This window comes from Nocardioides sp. GCM10023255 (genome assembly GCF_042653125.1).
Classification (GTDB): domain Bacteria; phylum Actinomycetota; class Actinomycetes; order Propionibacteriales; family Nocardioidaceae; genus Nocardioides.
In genome coordinates this window covers 354,092-370,779 of record NZ_JBHSHU010000003.1, presented here as the reverse complement: position 1 = coordinate 370,779, position 16,688 = coordinate 354,092, and the positions used below count along the sequence as shown (strand labels likewise).

Genomic DNA, 16,688 nt, shown 5'->3' with positions numbered 1-16,688 from the left:
CGTGCGATCGATCCAGGACCTCCTGTCCGAGCACCCCTTCTTCGAGGGGCTCGACGACGACACGCTGACCCTGCTGGTCGGGTGCGCCACCAACGTCCACTACCGCGCCGGGGACTACCTGTTCCACGAGGGCGAGCCGGCCGACCGCCTGTTCGTCGTACGCCGCGGCCGGGTGGCGCTCGACGTCCACGCGCCCGGGCAGCGCGAGCGCGTGGTCGACACCGTCGACGAGGGTGGCGTGGTCGGCTGGTCGTGGCTGGTGCCGCCGTACCGGTGGTTCTTCGACGCCCGGGCGGTGCAGGAGGTCTCCGCGGTGGCGATGGACGCCGCGTGCCTGCGCGCGAAGTGCGAGGAGGACCCGGCCGTCGGCTACGCGCTGATGCAGCGGGTCGCCGGCGTGATGTACCACCGGCTCCAGTCGGCTCGGGTGCGGCTGCTCGACCTCTACGGGGCCGGCCGTGCCGGTTGAGGCCGCCGTCGCCCCCGCGTCGGAGGCCCTGCTCCCGCGGCCGTTCCGCGTCGCCGCGACCCGGCGCGACACCAGGGACACGGTGACGCTCGAGCTCGAGTCGCCCGAGGGGCCGGGCCTGCCCTTCGCCGCCGGCCAGTTCACGATGCTGCAGACCTTCGGCTCGGGGGAGGTGCCGATCTCGATCAGCGGCGACCCGGGCCGGCCGGAACGGCTGGTGCACACGATCCGCGACGTCGGCGGGGTCACGCGGGCGCTCTGCGAGGCGCGCGAGGGCGACGTCCTGGGCGTGCGCGGCCCCTTCGGCCGGGGCTGGGGCGTGGCGGACGGCGCCGGCGGCGACCTGGTGGTCGTCGCCGGCGGCATCGGGCTGGCGCCGTTGCGGCCGGCGGTGCTGGCGGCGCTCGCCGGTCGCCACCGGTTCGGCAGGATCCGCATCCTCCTCGGCGCGCGGACCGAGGAGGACGTGCTGTTCCCCGGGGACCTCGAGGCGTGGGGGGCCGCGGTCGACGTCGACGTGGCGGTGATCGTCGACCGGGCGGCGACCTCCTGGACCGGGCGCGTCGGCCTGGTCACCGAGCTGGTCCGAGCCGCCTCCTTCGACGCTGCCCGGACGCTGGCGCTGGTGTGCGGCCCGGAGGTGATGATGCGGTACGTCGCCGCGGACCTCGTCGCGCGCGGCGTGCCCGCCGACCGGGTCCGGCTCTCCCTGGAGCGCAACATGCGCTGCGGCGTGGGCCTGTGCGGCCACTGCCAGCTGCGCGAGCACCTGCTCTGCGTGGACGGTCCGGTGCTCTCCCTCGACCGCGTCCTGCCCCACCTCACGGTGCGGGAGCTGTGATGGCCACGCCCCGCCCGACGCTGGCGGTCTGGAAGTTCGCCAGCTGCGACGGCTGCCAGCTCACCGTGCTCAACTGCGAGGACGAGCTGCTCGACCTGGCCGGTGCGGTCGAGGTCGCCTACTTCCCCGAGGCGACGCGCGCGGTGGTCGAGGGGCCCTACGACCTCTCCCTGGTGGAGGGGTCGGTCACCACGCCCGGTGACGCGGAGCGGATCCAGCAGGTGCGGCGGGCCTCACGGACGCTCGTGACCATCGGGGCGTGCGCCACCGCCGGCGGCATCCAGGCGCTGCGCAACTTCGCCGACGTGGCGGAGTTCCGCGCTGCGGTCTACGCCCGGCCGGAGTACGTCGAGACCCTGGCCACCTCCACCCCGATCGCCGCCCACGTCCCCGTCGACCTCGAGCTGCGCGGCTGCCCGATCGACCGCAGCCAGCTGCTCGAGGTGGTGACCGCGTTCCTCCAGCACCGCCGGCCGCGGGTCACCGCGGAGAGCGTCTGCGTCGAGTGCAAGCGCCGGGGCAACGTGTGCGTCACGGTCGCCCACGGGACCCCGTGCCTGGGGCCGGTCACGCATGCCGGGTGCGGCGCCCTGTGCCCGTCGTACGACCGCGGCTGCTACGGCTGCTTCGGTCCGGCGGACACCACCAACACCGGCTCCCTCAGCGCGCGGCTGGTGGAGCTCGGGATGCCCGGCCGGGACCTGCACCGGGTCTTCCGCACCTTCAACGCCGCCGCGCCCGCCTTCGCCGAGGAGAGCCAACGGCACGGCGACGCGGGGACCGAGGAAGGAGCGGCACCGTGACGCACAAGGGGATGAACGAGGACGGCGAGATCACCGCGGAGACGCTGGCGCGCGTCGAGGGCGAGGGCGCCATGCACGTGGTCGTGCACCAGGGCCGGGTCACCGACGTCCAGCTCCGGATCTACGAGCCGCCGCGGTTCTTCGAGGCGATGCTGCGCGGGCGGGGGCACACCGAGCCGCCGGACATCACGTCGCGGATCTGCGGCATCTGCCCGGTCGCCTACGAGATGAGCGCGTGCCTGGCGATCGAGGACGCCTGCGGTGTCGCCGTCACCGAGGACGTCGCGCTGATGCGGCGGCTGCTCTACTGCGGCGAGTGGATCGAGAGCCACACGCTGCACGTCTACCTGCTGCACGCCCCGGACTTCCTGGGCTACCCGGGCGCCATCGAGATGGCCGCCGACCACCGCGACGTCGTCGAGCGCGGCCTGCGGCTGAAGAAGGCCGGCAACGCGCTGATGACGCTGGTCGGCGGCCGCGCCGTGCACCCGGTCAACGTGCGGGTCGGCGGCTTCTACCGGTTCCCCGCCCGCGCCGAGCTCCTGGGCCTGCGCGCCCGGCTCGAGGCAGCGCTCGAGGACGCGCTCGCGACGGTCACGATGGCGGCCGGCTTCGACTTCCCGGACTTCGAGCAGGACCACGAGTACGTCTCCCTGCGCACCGACCACGACTACCCGATCGAGGGCGGATCCTTCGTCACCAGCAGCGGGCACGCGTTCGCCGTCAGCGAGTTCGGCGACTGGGTGAGCGAGGAGCACGTGCCGCACTCCAACGCCCTGCACGCGCACCTGCGCGGCAGCGGTCCGTACGTCGTCGGGCCGCTGGCGCGCTACTCCCTCAACCACGACCGCCTCCCACCGGTGGCCCGCCGGGCGGCCGACGAGGCGGGCCTCGGGCCGACCTGCCGCAACCCGTTCCGGTCGATCGTGGTGCGGGCAGTGGAGATCGTGGTGGCGTGCGAGGAGGCGCTGCGGATCATCGACGGCTGGGCCGACGGGGTGCGTGGCGACCCCTCGGTCCCGGTGCCGGCGCGTGCCGGGGTGGGCCACGGCGCGACGGAGGCACCCCGCGGCACGCTCTACCACCGCTACGAGCTGGCCGGCGACGGCACGGTGCTCGACGCGCAGATCGTGCCGCCCACGTCGCAGAACCAGGTGAGCATCGAGGCCGACCTGCGTGGCTTCGTGCAGGACCGGCTCCACCTCGACACCGAGGAGCTGACCCGGCAGTGCGAGCAGGCGATCCGCAACTACGACCCGTGCATCTCGTGCGCCACGCACTTCCTCGACCTGACCCTGGAGGGACGGTGAGCCCACTGGTCGTCGGCATCGGCAACGCGTCGTGCGGCGACGACGGGGTCGGGCCCCTGGTGGCCGACCGGGTGGCAGGGCTCCGGCTGGCCGGTGTCGAGGTGGTCGTGCACGACGAGCCGCTCGCCCTGGTCGAGCTCCTCGGTGGTCACGAGGACGTGGTGGTCGTGGACGCAGCGCGGAGCCCGGGTGGGGAGCCGGGCGAGCTGCACGTCGTCCGGGTCGGGTCCGCCCCCGTGGCCGGGCGCTCCCGGGTCTCGAGCTCGCACGGGCTCGGGGTGGTCGACGCGGTCGAGCTGGCCCGGGCCCTGGGGCGGCTGCCGGAGCGGCTCACGCTGGTCGGGGTGGAGGCCGGCGCCGTGGACGTGGGGAGCCCGATGTCGCCACAGGTCCGGGACCGGGTCGACGACGCGGTACGCGCGGTCGTGGCGGCGCTGCCCACGACGACGCGGTGAGGGTGCGACCTCACGCCGTGGTGGGGAGCGGGATGCCGCTGCTGGCGCAGCAGGAGGGCAGCTCGCCCCGCAGCGCCTCGAGGGCGTGGGTCGCCTTGGTCAGGAAGCTGCTCTCGGAGGGGATCACGATCCGTCGCGGGTGGTCCGCCCACGCCTCGAGCAGCCGCTCGTCGATCCGGGCCGCGGCCCGGGCGGTCTCGGTGCGCAGCGGGTTGGCGTGGTTGTAGCCGTGCCCGGCAGGAGGCGTGCGCAGGTGGATCACGGCGCCGTACCTCGCCAGCTCGTCTGCCTGCGAGGTGTCGACCGAGGACCAGAACTCATCGGGGCTGCCCGGCCAGTAGGCCAGCCCGTCCACGGTGCCGCGGTCGCACAGCACCAGGGCGGCGTTGTGGGTGTCGCCGATGACCTCCAGCTCGCGCTGGACGTGGAAGATGGCGCGCTGCGCCGCCCGCCGCCACTCCGGCTCGTCCGCGCGCGGGAACCCGCCTCCGAAGACGATGCCCGCCGACTCGGCCAGCGGGTGCACGTGGGGGCAGAGCGACTGCCGGATCAGCTCGAGCAGCGCCGTCTTGCCGGCGCCCGGGCCGCCGGTCAGCACGACCCGGTGCCGGTGGTGGGTCTCGGTGCAGCGGCAGGCCACCGGCATGGGTCGCTCCTTCCGGGGCGGGTCGACCTGCCCCGGAACGATTGTCGCGTGCCCGCGCCCTCGGCGGGAGGGACTCCCGGCCCTGCCCGGCGGCTCAGAGGAGGGCGAGTGCACCTGCCGCCAGCGGGCCGATCCACGTGGCGAGCCGGGTGAGCGACTCGAGGAACGACGAGCCCGCCGTCGCGAGGGCGCCCGCCCGGTCCAGCCCCTTCACGAACGACTCGAGGTGCCCCGCCGCCTCCTGCTTGTCGCCGGCCTCGGCCAGCGCACCGAGCTCGACCTCGGCCGCCTCGCGCTCGCCGGCGGTGAGCCGCAGCTCCGCGACGGCTGCCCGGAGCGCCTCGATCTCGGCGGCCATGTCGGGGTCCGCCCCGATCCGGCTGCCGACGGCCACGTCGCGCCCGGCCACCTGCTGGCTGCCGCTGCCGACGTTCATGTTCCCCGAACCTGCGTTGACCGGGCCCGACACGTTGCCGAACCGGAAGGTGTCGCTCATGGCTGTCTCCTCTGGGTCCTCTGCTTCTCCCGCTTCCGGGCCGCCTTCGACATCCCCGTGCCGATGCCGGCCAGGACGCCGCCACCCGCGAACAGGGCGAACCCGATGGCCAGCAGCGGGATGCCGGCGAAGGTCCGGTCGAACGGCGTGGTGTCGGTCGGGTCGTCGACGCCGAACCCGGAGAAGATCAGCGTCATCCAGATGCCGAACCCGGCCAGGGCGACGATCGTCCCCAGCACCGCGAGCACCCGTCCCGGCCCGGTGCCCTGGAAGATCTCGTCGGAGGAGTCGTAGTCGTTGGTGACCTCGACGTCGTAGGTGTCGCCGTGGTGGATGTCGCCGCCCGCGACGTACTGCGTCCCGCTCCCCACGTTCATGGCCCCGCTGCCGGCGTTCACCGGCCCGGCCACGTCGCCGAAGTCGTACGACGTCGCAGGCCCCTCGCCCCCGTGCTGCGCGGGCATGCCGATGACGCCGAACTGCAGGTCGACCTCCCCCAGGCGGATCAGGTCCCCGGGCCGCAGGTCCGCGGCCCGGGTCAGCCGCGCACCGTTCACCCGGGTCCCGTTGGTCGAGCCGAGGTCCTCGAGGGTGACGGCGGCGCCGGTGCGGCAGAGCGCCGCGTGGTGCCGGCTGACCGAGACGTCGTCGAGGACGATCCCGGCGTCCGTGGCACGACCGAGCGTGACCCGGCCGGGACCGATCGTGAAGCTGCGCCCGGCCTGCGGGCCGCTGGTGATGACGAGTGCGGGCCACTCCTGCAGCGAGGTGCCCATGGCCACCTCCGGAACGGTCCTCCCGCGCCGACGTGGTGCCGGCACCCGCCGCTCCACCTCCATGGTGCGCCCGATCGCCACCGTTGTCAGCCCCGGGCGGTCCGGACGCATGATGGAGACGTGACCGGTGTCCTGCTGGATCTCGACGGCCTCGTCTACGTGGGCGACCAGCCGGTGCCGGGCGCCGCCGAGGCCGTCGCCCGGCTGGGCCGGGCGGGTGTCGCGTACCGCTTCCTGACCAACACCACGTCCCGGCCGCGGCAGGCCATCGTGGACCAGCTGACCGGGATGGGGATCCCGGCGACGGCCGACCAGGTCCTCACCCCGGCCGTCGCCGCGGAGGCGTGGCTGCGCCACCACGACGTGCGCCGCCCGGCGCTGTTCGTGCCGCCCGCCACCGCTGCCGAGCTCGCCGGGCTGGAGCCGCTCCCGGACGGCGTCGAGGAGGGCGCGGGGGCGGTGGTCGTCGGCGATCTCGGCGAGGGCTGGGACTTCGCGACGCTCAACCGGGCCTTCCGGCTGCTCGCGGGCGACGCCGGGGTGCCCCTCGTCGCGCTCGGGATGACCCGCTACTGGCGCGCCGAGGACGGGCTCCGCCTGGACGCGGGCCCGTTCGTGCGCGCCCTGGAGCACGCCTGCGGCCGCGCCGCCGTCGTCCTCGGCAAGCCGGACCCGGCGTTCTACGCGACCGCGGTCGACGCCCTCGGTCTCGACCCGGCACAGGTGGTGATGGTCGGTGACGACGTGCGCACCGACGTCGAGGGTCCGCAGCGGGCCGGGCTCGCCGGCGTGCTCGTGCGCACCGGCAAGTTCTCGCCGGCCGACCTCGAGGGCGACGTGGAGCCCGACGCCGTCATCGACTCGATCGCCGACCTGCCCCGCCTACTCGCCGGGCTCGACGGGCTCGAGGGGCTCGACGGGAGGTGAGCCGTCAGTCCGCAGCGTCGATGCTGGTCGCGGAGACCCCGAGCACCTCGGGGAGGGCGTCGAGGTCCGCGAGCAGGTCCTCGGAGACCGGGCCGGCCACGTCGATTGTCGCCACCGCCGCCCCGCCGCCGCGGAACACCCGGTTCTCCATGTGCTCGACGTTGAGCCGGGCCCGGCTGAGCCGGTCGAGCACGTGGGCGAGCACCCCGACCCGGTCGAGATGGCGCACCGTGAGAGTCGCCGAGCCGATCCGGCTCGGGGTCAGGTTGACGCAGTTGCGGGCCTCGCCCTGCACGAACGCGTCGACGAGCTCGACCACGCCCGCGGCGACGGCGTCCTGGGCCTGCTGCGTCGAGGCGCCGATGTGGTGCGTCCCGACCACGCGCGGGTGCCTGGCCAGGGGGGAGCTCCACTCGGCCCGCCCGGCGCCCGGCTCGTCGGCGTACACGTCCAGGCCGGCGCGGAGGTCGTGCTCGTCGAGGGCCCGCAGCAGCGCGCCCTCGTCGACGAGGTCGCCCCGCGAGGTGTTGAGCAGGATCGCCCCGCGCTTCATCCGGGACAGGAACGCCTCGTCGACCAGCCCGGCGGTGTCGGCGTTCGACGGCAGGTGCAGGGTCACCACGTCGCAGGTGGGCAGCAGCTCCTCGAGCGAGTCGGCCAGCCCGATGCGCAGGTCGGCCGCGCGGGTCTCGACCTCCGCGCTGCGGCCGGGCCGCGCGAGCGCCCGGAGGTCGATGCCGAACGCCGTGGCCCGCTGGGCCACCTCGAGACCGATCGAGCCGAGCCCGATGATCCCCATCGTCGAGCCGAGCAGCCCCCGGGCCGCGCTGTAGGTCTTCTTGTCCCAGCGACCGGCGCGCAGGTCGGCGGCGGCGTCCACGATCCGCCGGTCGATGGCGAGCAGCAGGCCCATCGTGAGCTCGGCGACCGCCGCGGCGTTGCGCCCCGGCAGGTTGGCGACCAGCACCCCGCGGGCCGCGGCCGCCTCGGTGTCGATGGTGTTCGTCCCGGCGCCGGCGCGGATCACCAGCGCCAGCCGGTCGGCGGTCTCGAAGACCTCGCCCGGCACCTTGGTGCTGCGCACCACGAGCACGTCGAAGCCCCCGACCCGGTCCGCCAGCTCGGCCGCCTGGAGGCCGGGCTCGACGACGCAGGTGTGGCCGCGCGCCTCGAGCTCGTCGACCGTCGTACCGCCGACCGAGTCGGCAAAGAGCACCCGCATCACGACCTCCGGTGAACGCCTGACTCCTGCCTCACCGTAACGGTCCGCGGCGCCGCGCGCGACGGACGGCGGGTGGCGGTCGCGGGGTGGCTCACCCGCTCAGGAGGATGTGGCGGCCCCACGCCGACGCCAGACTCACGCGCATGCCGACCGCCCCCGGAGCGCCCGTCCCGCAGATCGTCGCGCAGCACGACGCGCTCAGCCGCTCGTTGCCGTTCGCCGACACCCGCGACCTCGAGGACGCCGCGCGCGGGTTCGTGGCCCGGCTCGAGCCGGGCGTCGTCCGCGCCGCGGACGGGCGGGTGGTGTGGGACAACGACTCCTACGCCTTCCTGGGCGGCCCGGCACCCACGACCGCGAACCCGAGCCTGTGGCGCCAGTCCGGCCTGGTGGCGATGCAGGGCCTGTTCGAGGTCACCGAGGGCATCTACCAGGTGAGGGGGCTCGACCTGTCGAACGTCACCTTCGTCGAGGGGGAGCAGGGGGTGGTCGTGATCGACCCGCTCATCTCGACCGAGACCGCCGCGGCGGCGCTGGCGCTCTACCGCGAGCACCGGGGCGAGCGGCCGGTCACCGGCGTGATCTACACCCACTCCCACGTCGACCACTTCGGCGGCGTCAAGGGCGTCACCAGCCAGGAGGACGTCGATGCCGGGCGGGTGGTCGTGGTGGCGCCGGCCGGGTTGGTCGAGCACGCCGTGTCCGAGAACGTCTACGCCGGCACCGCGATGGCACGTCGTGCCGGCTACATGTATGGCGCGGCCCTGCAGCGCGGCCCCGCCGGCCAGATCGGCGCCGGCCTGGGACAGACCACCTCGACGGGCTCGGTCACCCTGATCGCGCCGACCCTCGAGATCACCACCACCGGGCAGGAGGAGGTCGTCGACGGGGTGCGCATCGTGTTCCAGATGGCACCCGGCACCGAGGCCCCGGCGGAGATGCACTTCTGGTTCCCCGACCGCAGGGCGCTGTGCCTCGCCGAGAACGCCACGCACACCCTGCACAACCTGCTGACGCTGCGCGGGGCGCTGGTCCGCGACCCGCACGCCTGGGCGGGCTACCTGACCGAGGTGATCGACCTGTTCGGCAGCGAGGCGGAGGTGGCGTTCGCCTCCCACCACTGGCCGACCTGGGGGAGCGACCGGATCATCGAGTTCATCTCGCTGCAGCGCGACCTCTACGCCTACCTGCACGACCAGACCCTGCGGATGCTGAACCAGGGACTGGTCGGCGCCGAGATCGCCGAGCGGATGCAGCTGCCGCCGGCCCTGGAAGCCGCCTGGCACACGCACGGCTACTACGGATCGGTCAGCCACAACGTGAAGGCGATCTACCAGCGCTACCTGGGCTGGTACGACGGCAACCCGGCGCACCTGTGGCAGCACCCGCCCGTGGAGGCGGCCCGGAGGTACGTCGAGTTCATGGGCGGCGCCGACGCGGTCGTGGCGAAGGCGCGGGCGTCGTACGACGCCGGCGACCTGCGCTGGGTCGCCGAGGTGCTCGACCACGTCGTGTTCGCCGAGCCCGACCACGCCGCCGCGCGGGAGCTGCTGGCCGACACCTACGAGCAGCTCGGCTACGGCGCGGAGAACGGCACCTGGCGCTGCGTCTACCTGTCCGGCGCGACCGAGCTGCGCGAGGGCGGGTTCGGCACCCCGGCGCAGGCGAGCTCGGCGGACCTGCTCGCGGCGCTCACCCCGCAGATGCTCTTCGACGCCCTGGCGATCAGGGTCGACGGACCGCGCGCCTGGGACGAGCGGCTCACGATCGACGTCGTCCTGACCGACAGCGGGCAGCGGTTCCGCCTGCGGCTGGCGAACGGCGTCCTCACCCACAGCGCCGCGCGGCAGCCCGGCGCCGCCGACGCGACGCTGCGGCTGCCGGGTGCGGCGCTGGGCGTCCTCGCCTCGGGCGCCGTCGACGCGGCGACGCTGGGTGCCGCCGGAGTCGAGCTGACGGGTGACCCCTCGGTGCTCACCCGCCTCTTCTCGGTGCTGGAGGCCCCCGACCCAGACTTCGCCGTCGTCACTCCGGACTAGCCTCCGCCGGGCGACCGCCACAATGTGGCCATGCCGACCGAGGGACTGGCGCTCGCAGCGCTCGAGTGGCTCGCCGCGTCGGGCCGCCCGGAGGGGGACGGGACCGCGTGGACCGGCACGCCGGATCGGGACGCGGCCGACCCGGACCTGTACGCCGGAGGCGCCGGGATCGTGCTGGCCTTCCTCGAGGCGCACCGGCACTTCGGCGACGACCGGTGGGGCGACGTCGCGGTGCGCGGAGCGCGCACGCTCGCGAGGCAGGTCGAGCACTGGGACCACGCCTCGCTCTACTTCGGTGCCACCGGGATGGCGGTCGCCCTGCACGCGGTGGCCGGGCAGCTGGGGGAGCGGGACGCCGAGGCGGCGGCCCGCCGGGCGCTCGACCGGGTGCGGGCCTCGTTCGACGGCGAGCGCTGGGGGCCGATGTTCGAGCTGATGGGCGGCAACGCCGGGATCGCGCTCGGTGCGTTGCGCCTCGGTGACGTCGGGCTCGCCGAGACGGCGGTGGTGCCGTACCTGCGGACCGCGGAGGCCACGCCGCACGGGGTCACCTGGGAGAACCGGGTCGGGCTGGCCGCCCGTCGGCACCACCTCTCGCACGGCACGCTGGGTGTCGCGTACGCGCTCGCCGCCACCGCCGACGCGACCGGACGCGCCGACCTGATGGACCTCGCGCTGGCCGGTGTGGCCGACGTGGTGGCGCGCGACGAGACGGGGGAGGCGGGGTTCCTGGTCCCGCACTCCGACCCGCAGCAGCAGCACCAGGGGATCGAGCGGTTCAGCTTCGGCTGGTGCCACGGTCCGGCCGGTGACGCCCAGGTTTTCCGGCTGCTGCGCCGGCTGACCCGCGACGACCGCTGGTCGACGCTGGAGGACCGTTGCTGGCACACCGTCCTCGGGTCCGGTCTGCCGCAGCGGCTGCGTCCGGGCTTCTGGGACAACAACGGGCGCTGCTGCGGCACGGCCGGCGTCCTCGCCCTCGCGCTCGACCGCGCGGTGGAGCGGGGCGACGGGCGTGACCTCGCCGACCTCCTGGTGGTCGACCTGGAGGCCCGGGCGACGGTCGACGCCGACGGCGCGCGCTGGTCCAACCACGAGCACCGCGCCGACCCGCCGGAGCTGGCACCGCGGCACGGCTGGGCGATGGGCAACGCCGGCATCGTGCGCGAGCTGCTGCGGCACGCCCGGGTCCTCGAGGGCCGGGACCCGGCGTACGCCGTCGCGTGGCCCGACCACCCGCCCGCCGAGCACGCGAGGTGAGTCGTCACCCCGGGAGCGGGAGGTCGGGCAGGCTGCGCCAGCTGGCGGCAGGCGGAGCCTGCGCGGCGAGGCGACAGCTCCGGTCGGAGAGCCGACAGGTGAGGACGTCGCCCTCGGGCCGCGAGGACGCCCCGAAGAGGGCGACGGCGTCGTCGTCGAGCCACTCGAAGGTCGTGAAGCACGAACCCCACCGGCACTCGTCGGAGGGCTCGGGGTGGTAGCCGGCGGGCAGCCGGAACCAGACGGGCCGTCCGGTGACGGTGTCGAACGCACGCGTCGGTGTCCCGCCCTCGCCCGTCACGGGGACCAGCCGCCTTCCCACCAGGCCGAGCTGCTGGCCGATCCCGTCCGTCGCGGTCCCGGTGCGCCAGGAGCCGCCGACCACCAGGCCTCGTGGCTGGCTCCTGAGGTCCGCGGCGTACGCCGCCGGCGTCGCTGCGTCGTGGCGGCCGCTCGCCGCGTCGACCACGACCAGGCGCTCGTGCCAGCGGCCGGGGCGTCGCTCGACGGCCACGGTGACGTAGACGTGTTCACCCACGACCGCGGTCAGGCTGCAGGCGGGGCGGCGGTGCACGGCGCAGGCGGGGATCTGGTCGCGGACGACCTCCCGGCCGGTGTCCGTGTCGAGCCCGACGAGGGTGCCCACCGCGCCCGGGGAGCACTCGAACCACGCGACCAGGGAGCCGGTGTTGCCCGACATGACCATGCCCTCCTCGGCGAGGCCCTGGTAGTGGCTGTTCGGGTCGACGTCCCAGCTCCGGCCGCAGAGCTGCGCGGCCACCTGCACCGGTGGGCCACCGTCGCTGAACCACAGCCGACCGTCCGTCGTCGTGTACACCAGGCCGTCGTCGGTCACGTCGATGTGCTCGAACTGCCTGCCGGTCTCGAGGGCGTGGCCGCCGACGTGGACGGTGCCGCTCCGCCGCCCGACGTCGCGGTACACGACCTCACGGGGCTGCCCCAGGGGTGCGGGGTCGTCGGTCCGGCGGTGGTCGGTGTCGGGGGCAGGTCGGTCCACCGGTCCCTGGTCCCGCGTGGTCGGGCCGGTCAGGGCGAGGCCGACCGCGAGTGCGATCGCGACCACGACGGCAGCGCCGGCGGCCAGGACCGCGGTGATCCTGCGCCGGCGCAGCCGCCGCTCGCCGAGGCCGACCAGCGCGTCGACGTCCAGGACGGCCGGGCCGATCTCGTCGATCCGCCGTGCCAGCGCCTCACGCAGGGTGGTGGTCATCGGGTCACCGCCTCGTCCTCGGGGAACAGCACGCCGGAGCCGGGACCGACGCGGTCGCGAAGCTTGAGCAGCGCGGTGGCGACCTGGCTCTTCACCGTGCCCACCGAGCAGCCCATCAGCTCGGCGGTCTCCGCCTCGGACAGGTCCTCGTAGTAGCGCAGCACCAGCGCGGCGCGTTGCCGCGACGGCAGCTCGCGCACCTGCTCCCAGAGCACGCCGTGGGTGGTGAGCCGGTCGGTCTCGTCGCCGTCGTCACGGTCGGGGACCACGGCGACGGGAGGCTCGTGGAAGGACCGCCGGCGCCGCCACGAGATCGCCGTCGTCACGATCGTGCGGCGCACGTACGCCTCGGCCGCCGCCGAGTCCCGCAGCCGCGGCCACGCCACGTAGACCTTCACGAGCGCCTCCTGCAGCAGGTCCTGGGCCAGCTGGTGGTCGCCGACCACGGCGTACGCCAGGCGCAGCAGCGACGTCGACCGGGCCTCGACGAGGTCCGCGAAGGCCGAGACGTGCTGCTCGCTCCGTGTCGCCATGGCCGCTCCTCAGGCCGGTCACTTCATCCTCTACCCCTAAGGACGCATCGGGCGAGCAGCGAAGTTGGACGGCAACCGGGTCCTCACCGCCCCAGGGCCCCGCTCAGGACGAGACCTCCGGGGGAGCGGGACCGGGGTGGTGGGCCACGATGTGCTCCTCGTGGTCGACGTCGAGCGGACCCTCGTCGAGGCCCGCTCCGCGCGCCGACAGGTCGAGCAGGCCGTGCGCCCGGCGCGCCTCCCGCACCCCCTGGGAGATGCTGTGCCACAGGTGGTCGTCGCCGAGGTCAGCGAGCAGCCCCGAGCGCCGGAGCGCCTTGCGGACCGGCCACATCACGCGCACGAGGTAGAGGTCGACGTCCCGCTTGCGCAGGGCCGCCAACAGATCGGCCAGCGCGTCGGCGCTGGTCGTGTCCATCTGGTTGGTGGCCTCCAGGTCGAGCACGAGGGCGCGGATGTCCGGTGCGGATGCCACCAGGGCGAGCACGCGGTCGTGGACGGGAGCCGCGGTGACCCAGAAGATCGGCACGTCGATGCGGAGGACCACCACCCCTGGATACGTCGGTCGCTCGGCGTGGTCACGCACGCTTCCCCAGGCGGCCTTCTCATCGGGAACCTTGCCCATCACCTCGACGTCGACGCGGCTGGACCGGAAGACCAGGCCCAGCACCGAGACGGCGACGGCCAGCAGCAGCCCGTTCAACGGGCCGAGGACCACCACGCCCACGGCGGCCACGGAAGCGGCGACGATGTCGTTGCGGCGCACCCGTGCGTAACGGCCCAGGGCCGGAAGGTCCAACAGCTTCCACACCGCGTTGACGACGATCGCGCTCAGCACCGCCCGGGGGAGCACCGACAGGGCCGGCGCGATGGCGACGATCACGACGACGGACAACGCGGCCGCGGCCAGCCCGGTCACCTGCGTGCGTCCGCGGGCGTCGCTGGCCGTCGCCGTCTTGGACAGGCTCCCGGCGACCCCGAGTCCGCCGAAGAGCCCGCACGCGACGTTGGCCGCGCCGGAGGCGACCAGCTCCTGGTCGGCGTCGATGCGGTAGTCCCCGCGGCCGGCGAAGAGCCTGGCAGCGCTCAGGCCCTCCGCGAGGCCCACGAGAGCCAGCGCCGCGCCCGCCGTGACGAGGCTGACCAGGTCGCCGGCTTCGACCGTCGGCACGCCCGGTGTCGGCAGCCCCCGGGGGACGTGGCCGACCACCTCGACGCCGCGCGCCTGCAGGTCCAGGGCCTGCGAGGTGGCCAGACCGGCGAGCAGGACCAGCAGGCCCCAGGGCAGCTTCGGCGCCACCAGCGAACCACCGAAGAGGACCACCAGCGACACCGTCGACACGGCGACGGTCGTCAGGTCGGCGTCGCCGTGGCCGAGGCTCGACCCGAGGGCGCCGACCCGCTCGACCACCTGGCCGACGGGCGTCGGGACCCCGAGGAGGTGTGGCACCTCGTTGAGGATGACCAGGATGGTCAGGCCGAGGACGAACCCGGTGACGATCGGCTTGGACAGGAACTCGGCCATCCACCCGATCCGGAGGAAGCCGGCCGCCACGAGCACCAGACCGGATCCCAGGGCCAGGGCCGCCGTGTAGGACGCCGCCTGTGCCGTGCCGGCCACCCCGAAGCTGGCGAGGAACGAACCGGAGAGGACGGACACGGTCGACACCGGCCCCACGACGAGCTGGCGGGACGAGCCGAAGACCGCGTAGGCCACGAGCGCCACCGGGACCGCGTAGAGGCCCACCTCGACGGGAGCGCCGGCGATCGAGGCGTAGCCGAGCGCCTGCGGCACGGCCAGGGCCGCCACGACTGCCCCGGCCACCAGGTCCCCGCGCAGCCAGGCGGTCCGGTAGCGCGGCAGCCAGGCGGCGATCGGCATCCGGCGCCAGCGCTGGTCCGAGAGTGCCTGCGTGCCGTCGCTCATCCGGTCCACCCTGTCCGACCACCGTGCCGGAACGCTATCGGGACCCGGCGTCGCACGGATCGTCTGCCGAGGGGGAGATGTGCCGGGGGCCCGGGAGGGGTCAGGCCCGGTCGGCCAGCTCGTCGGCGAGGAGCGCGGCGTGCAGGGACACCCGGATCTCCGGGTCGTCGAGGCGGGCGCCGAGCAGGGACTCGATCCTGGCCAGCCGGGCGTAGAACGCCGGCCGGGACAGGTGCAGGCTCGCGGCCGCGTCGGACTTGCTGGCCGGGTGCTGGACGAGGGCCCGCAGCGCCTCCAGCAGGGCGGTGCCGTGCTCCTCGTCGTGCCGGCGCAGCGGGTCGAGCTCGCGGGCCACGAACAGGCGGAGCCGGTCGTCGTCGCCGAGGAGGGCGAGCAGCCCCCGCAGGTGCACGTCCTCCAGCCGGTGCACCAGTCGGTCGGCGCCGTCGGGACGGACCGCGTCGGCGACCTGGCGCGACTCGCGCAGCTCGCGGTCGACCGTGCGCAGCGAGGGCGTGCCGCGGCCTGCGGCGACGACGACCGCGTGCCGCCGTGCCAGGTCGGCCGCCAGCCTCTCGACCGTCCTCGTGTCCGAGGCGGAGGGCCGGAGCGCGAGGAGGACGCGCACGTCGTGGTCCATCTCGCTGATCAGCGCCGGGGTCCCGAGCTCGTGCGCGGCGCGCACCACGGCCGCGAGGACCTCCCCGCCCGACGTGCGGCGGCTGGCGGCCCCGCTGCCGTCCATCGTCGGTCGGGGGCGGATCGTCAGCCCGACGTAGCTGCGCCCGGCCGTGGGGAAGCCCGCGAGCTCGCAGCGGCGTACGACGTCCGCGGCGGTGGGGTCGGACTGGAGGCCGAGCAGCAGCTCGTGGTGGGTCCGTCGGACCAGGTTGTCGCGGTCGCGGTCGTGCAGCCGGTGCAGGGCCAGGGCGGCGGCGCCCCGCTCGACGACCGCGACCTGGCGCTGCGACGGCGGGGTCGGGGCCTGGAGCACCAGTCGGCCCCACCCGCGCTCCCGCGGCCCGAGGCGGGTGACCAGCCAGCCCTGCTGCTCGTCCCACACGGTCCGGCCCGGCAGCGGGACCCGCCTGGACCGGGCCTGCCAGTCGTCGAGGAACCCGGCCACGTCGTCGGGACCGGCGAGGTAGTCGAGGACCTGGTGCTGCTCGCTCTCGAGGACGACGGCCGCGCCGGCCAGCCGCTGCACCGCGGCCAGGATCTCGGTGGGATCCGCCTCGGCGAGGCTCAGCGCGGTGAACGTCTCGTGCACCCGCTCGGCGTCCCGCAGCTCGGCGAGCTGCTCGTCCACGACCCGCTCGCCCACGGCCTGGGTGATCGAGGCGAACCGGGAGACCCGCGCCAGCACCACCAGCGGCAGGGAGGAGTGCCGGCAGGCGCCGACCAGCGCCTCCGGGAGGTCGTGCTGCCAGCGCCGGCCCAGCTCCACCATCAGGCCCGCGGCGCCCACCTCGGCGAGGCTCTCCGCGAACGCCGTGAGCCCACGCTCGCTCTCGGGCAGCGCGATGCCGGTGGTCAGCACGAGGTCGCCCTCACGGAGCAGCGGCGCGATGTCGGCGAGCTCGGTGGCGTGCACCCAGCGCACGCGCCGGTCCAGCTCGTCCTCGCCGGCCAGCACGGTCGGTCCGGCGCCCCGGATGACCGGCATGGCCAGCACGTCGCGGACGGTCACGTCGGGCATCGGGCGGCTCCGAAGGTCTGCCCGACAGATCGTCGGGAACTCTGCTGGGATCGT

Annotated in this window: 16 protein-coding genes; 8 read left to right on the top strand and 8 right to left on the bottom strand. The window is 74.7% G+C overall.

The window, feature by feature from the left end; translation table 11 throughout:
- Position 1 precedes the first annotated feature (1 nt).
- The 5 genes from ACFO9I_RS05565 to ACFO9I_RS05545 are packed head-to-tail and all read left to right on the top strand — an operon-like array spanning position 2 to position 3,878.
- Positions 2-469: a cyclic nucleotide-binding domain-containing protein gene (locus ACFO9I_RS05565; RefSeq protein WP_379178634.1), complete on the top strand. Its 468-nt coding sequence runs from the start codon at positions 2-4 to the stop codon at positions 467-469.
- On the top strand, positions 459-1,310 hold the full coding sequence (locus tag ACFO9I_RS05560; RefSeq protein ID WP_379178632.1) for an FAD/NAD(P)-binding protein: 852 nt from the start codon (positions 459-461) through the stop codon (positions 1,308-1,310). The genes ACFO9I_RS05565 and ACFO9I_RS05560 overlap by 11 nt, the downstream gene beginning before the upstream one ends.
- Positions 1,310-2,113 carry a hypothetical protein gene (locus tag ACFO9I_RS05555; RefSeq protein WP_379178630.1) on the top strand — a complete coding sequence of 268 codons (804 nt, stop codon included), beginning with the start codon at positions 1,310-1,312 and terminating at the stop codon, positions 2,111-2,113. Before ACFO9I_RS05560 ends, ACFO9I_RS05555 begins: the two co-directional genes overlap by 1 nt.
- A complete protein-coding gene (locus ACFO9I_RS05550) occupies positions 2,110-3,423 on the top strand; it encodes a Ni/Fe hydrogenase subunit alpha (RefSeq protein ID WP_379178628.1) in 1,314 nt (437 codons plus the stop codon). Before ACFO9I_RS05555 ends, ACFO9I_RS05550 begins: the two co-directional genes overlap by 4 nt.
- Positions 3,420-3,878, top strand: a complete 459-nt coding sequence (locus ACFO9I_RS05545) for a hydrogenase maturation protease (RefSeq protein WP_379178626.1) — start codon at positions 3,420-3,422, stop codon at positions 3,876-3,878. Before ACFO9I_RS05550 ends, ACFO9I_RS05545 begins: the two co-directional genes overlap by 4 nt.
- 10 nt (positions 3,879-3,888) lie before the next feature.
- Here the strand turns inward: ACFO9I_RS05545 and ACFO9I_RS05540 are convergent, their stop codons facing one another.
- From ACFO9I_RS05540 to ACFO9I_RS05530, 3 genes are all read right to left on the bottom strand, one after another.
- Complete coding sequence (locus tag ACFO9I_RS05540) at positions 3,889-4,524, bottom strand: ATP-binding protein (RefSeq protein ID WP_379178624.1); 636 nt, start codon at positions 4,522-4,524, stop codon at positions 3,889-3,891.
- Between the two features lie 94 nt (positions 4,525-4,618).
- The gene (locus ACFO9I_RS05535) at positions 4,619-5,020 is read right to left on the bottom strand and encodes a hypothetical protein (RefSeq protein ID WP_379178622.1); all 402 of its coding nucleotides are present in this window, start codon (positions 5,018-5,020) and stop codon (positions 4,619-4,621) included.
- Positions 5,017-5,796 carry an FHA domain-containing protein gene (locus ACFO9I_RS05530; protein WP_379178620.1) on the bottom strand — a complete coding sequence of 260 codons (780 nt, stop codon included), beginning with the start codon at positions 5,794-5,796 and terminating at the stop codon, positions 5,017-5,019. Before ACFO9I_RS05530 ends, ACFO9I_RS05535 begins: the two co-directional genes overlap by 4 nt.
- Before the next feature lie 120 nt (positions 5,797-5,916).
- Between ACFO9I_RS05530 and ACFO9I_RS05525 the strand changes: the two genes are divergently transcribed.
- On the top strand, positions 5,917-6,723 hold the full coding sequence (locus tag ACFO9I_RS05525) for a TIGR01458 family HAD-type hydrolase (RefSeq protein WP_379178618.1): 807 nt from the start codon (positions 5,917-5,919) through the stop codon (positions 6,721-6,723).
- A gap of 4 nt (positions 6,724-6,727) precedes the next feature.
- Here ACFO9I_RS05525 and ACFO9I_RS05520 read toward each other — a convergent pair whose 3' ends face one another.
- Positions 6,728-7,945: an NAD(P)-dependent oxidoreductase gene (locus ACFO9I_RS05520; protein WP_379178616.1), complete on the bottom strand. Its 1,218-nt coding sequence runs from the start codon at positions 7,943-7,945 to the stop codon at positions 6,728-6,730.
- A gap of 143 nt (positions 7,946-8,088) precedes the next feature.
- Between ACFO9I_RS05520 and ACFO9I_RS05515 the strand changes: the two genes are divergently transcribed.
- Both ACFO9I_RS05515 and ACFO9I_RS05510 read left to right on the top strand, forming a co-directional pair.
- A complete protein-coding gene (locus ACFO9I_RS05515) occupies positions 8,089-9,984 on the top strand; it encodes an alkyl/aryl-sulfatase (protein WP_379178614.1) in 1,896 nt (631 codons plus the stop codon).
- 30 nt (positions 9,985-10,014) lie between these two features.
- The gene (locus ACFO9I_RS05510) at positions 10,015-11,244 is read left to right on the top strand and encodes a lanthionine synthetase LanC family protein (RefSeq protein ID WP_379178612.1); all 1,230 of its coding nucleotides are present in this window, start codon (positions 10,015-10,017) and stop codon (positions 11,242-11,244) included.
- A 4-nt stretch (positions 11,245-11,248) separates the two neighbouring features.
- Here ACFO9I_RS05510 and ACFO9I_RS05505 read toward each other — a convergent pair whose 3' ends face one another.
- The 4 genes from ACFO9I_RS05505 to ACFO9I_RS05490 form a co-directional block, all read right to left on the bottom strand.
- Entirely contained in the window at positions 11,249-12,475 is a 1,227-nt protein-coding gene (locus tag ACFO9I_RS05505; RefSeq protein WP_379178610.1) for a hypothetical protein, read from the bottom strand.
- A complete protein-coding gene (locus ACFO9I_RS05500; protein WP_379178608.1) occupies positions 12,472-13,008 on the bottom strand; it encodes a SigE family RNA polymerase sigma factor in 537 nt (178 codons plus the stop codon). The genes ACFO9I_RS05505 and ACFO9I_RS05500 overlap by 4 nt, the downstream gene beginning before the upstream one ends.
- A 103-nt stretch (positions 13,009-13,111) precedes the next feature.
- Complete coding sequence (locus ACFO9I_RS05495; RefSeq protein WP_379178606.1) at positions 13,112-14,935, bottom strand: SulP family inorganic anion transporter; 1,824 nt, start codon at positions 14,933-14,935, stop codon at positions 13,112-13,114.
- Positions 14,936-15,035: 100 nt separating this feature from the next.
- Positions 15,036-16,634, bottom strand: coding sequence for a PucR family transcriptional regulator (locus ACFO9I_RS05490; RefSeq protein ID WP_379178604.1), 1,599 nt, complete (start codon positions 16,632-16,634; stop codon positions 15,036-15,038).
- Between the last annotated feature and the right edge of the window lie 54 nt (positions 16,635-16,688).

What these genes read in the sequence shown, in the direction of transcription:
- ACFO9I_RS05555 (WP_379178630.1), top strand. Translation starts at nt 1,310, where the DNA reads ATGGCCACGCCCCGCCCGACGCTGGCGGTCTGGAAGTTCGCCAGCTGC.
- ACFO9I_RS05540 (WP_379178624.1), bottom strand. Translation starts at nt 4,524, where the DNA reads ATGCCGGTGGCCTGCCGCTGCACCGAGACCCACCACCGGCACCGGGTC.
- ACFO9I_RS05535 (WP_379178622.1), bottom strand. Translation starts at nt 5,020, where the DNA reads ATGAGCGACACCTTCCGGTTCGGCAACGTGTCGGGCCCGGTCAACGCA.
- ACFO9I_RS05530 (WP_379178620.1), bottom strand. Translation starts at nt 5,796, where the DNA reads ATGGGCACCTCGCTGCAGGAGTGGCCCGCACTCGTCATCACCAGCGGC.
- ACFO9I_RS05520 (WP_379178616.1), bottom strand. Translation starts at nt 7,945, where the DNA reads ATGCGGGTGCTCTTTGCCGACTCGGTCGGCGGTACGACGGTCGACGAG.
- ACFO9I_RS05515 (WP_379178614.1), top strand. Translation starts at nt 8,089, where the DNA reads ATGCCGACCGCCCCCGGAGCGCCCGTCCCGCAGATCGTCGCGCAGCAC.
- ACFO9I_RS05510 (WP_379178612.1), top strand. Translation starts at nt 10,015, where the DNA reads ATGCCGACCGAGGGACTGGCGCTCGCAGCGCTCGAGTGGCTCGCCGCG.
- ACFO9I_RS05505 (WP_379178610.1), bottom strand. Translation starts at nt 12,475, where the DNA reads ATGACCACCACCCTGCGTGAGGCGCTGGCACGGCGGATCGACGAGATC.
- ACFO9I_RS05500 (WP_379178608.1), bottom strand. Translation starts at nt 13,008, where the DNA reads ATGGCGACACGGAGCGAGCAGCACGTCTCGGCCTTCGCGGACCTCGTC.
- ACFO9I_RS05495 (WP_379178606.1), bottom strand. Translation starts at nt 14,935, where the DNA reads ATGAGCGACGGCACGCAGGCACTCTCGGACCAGCGCTGGCGCCGGATG.
- ACFO9I_RS05490 (WP_379178604.1), bottom strand. Translation starts at nt 16,634, where the DNA reads ATGCCCGACGTGACCGTCCGCGACGTGCTGGCCATGCCGGTCATCCGG.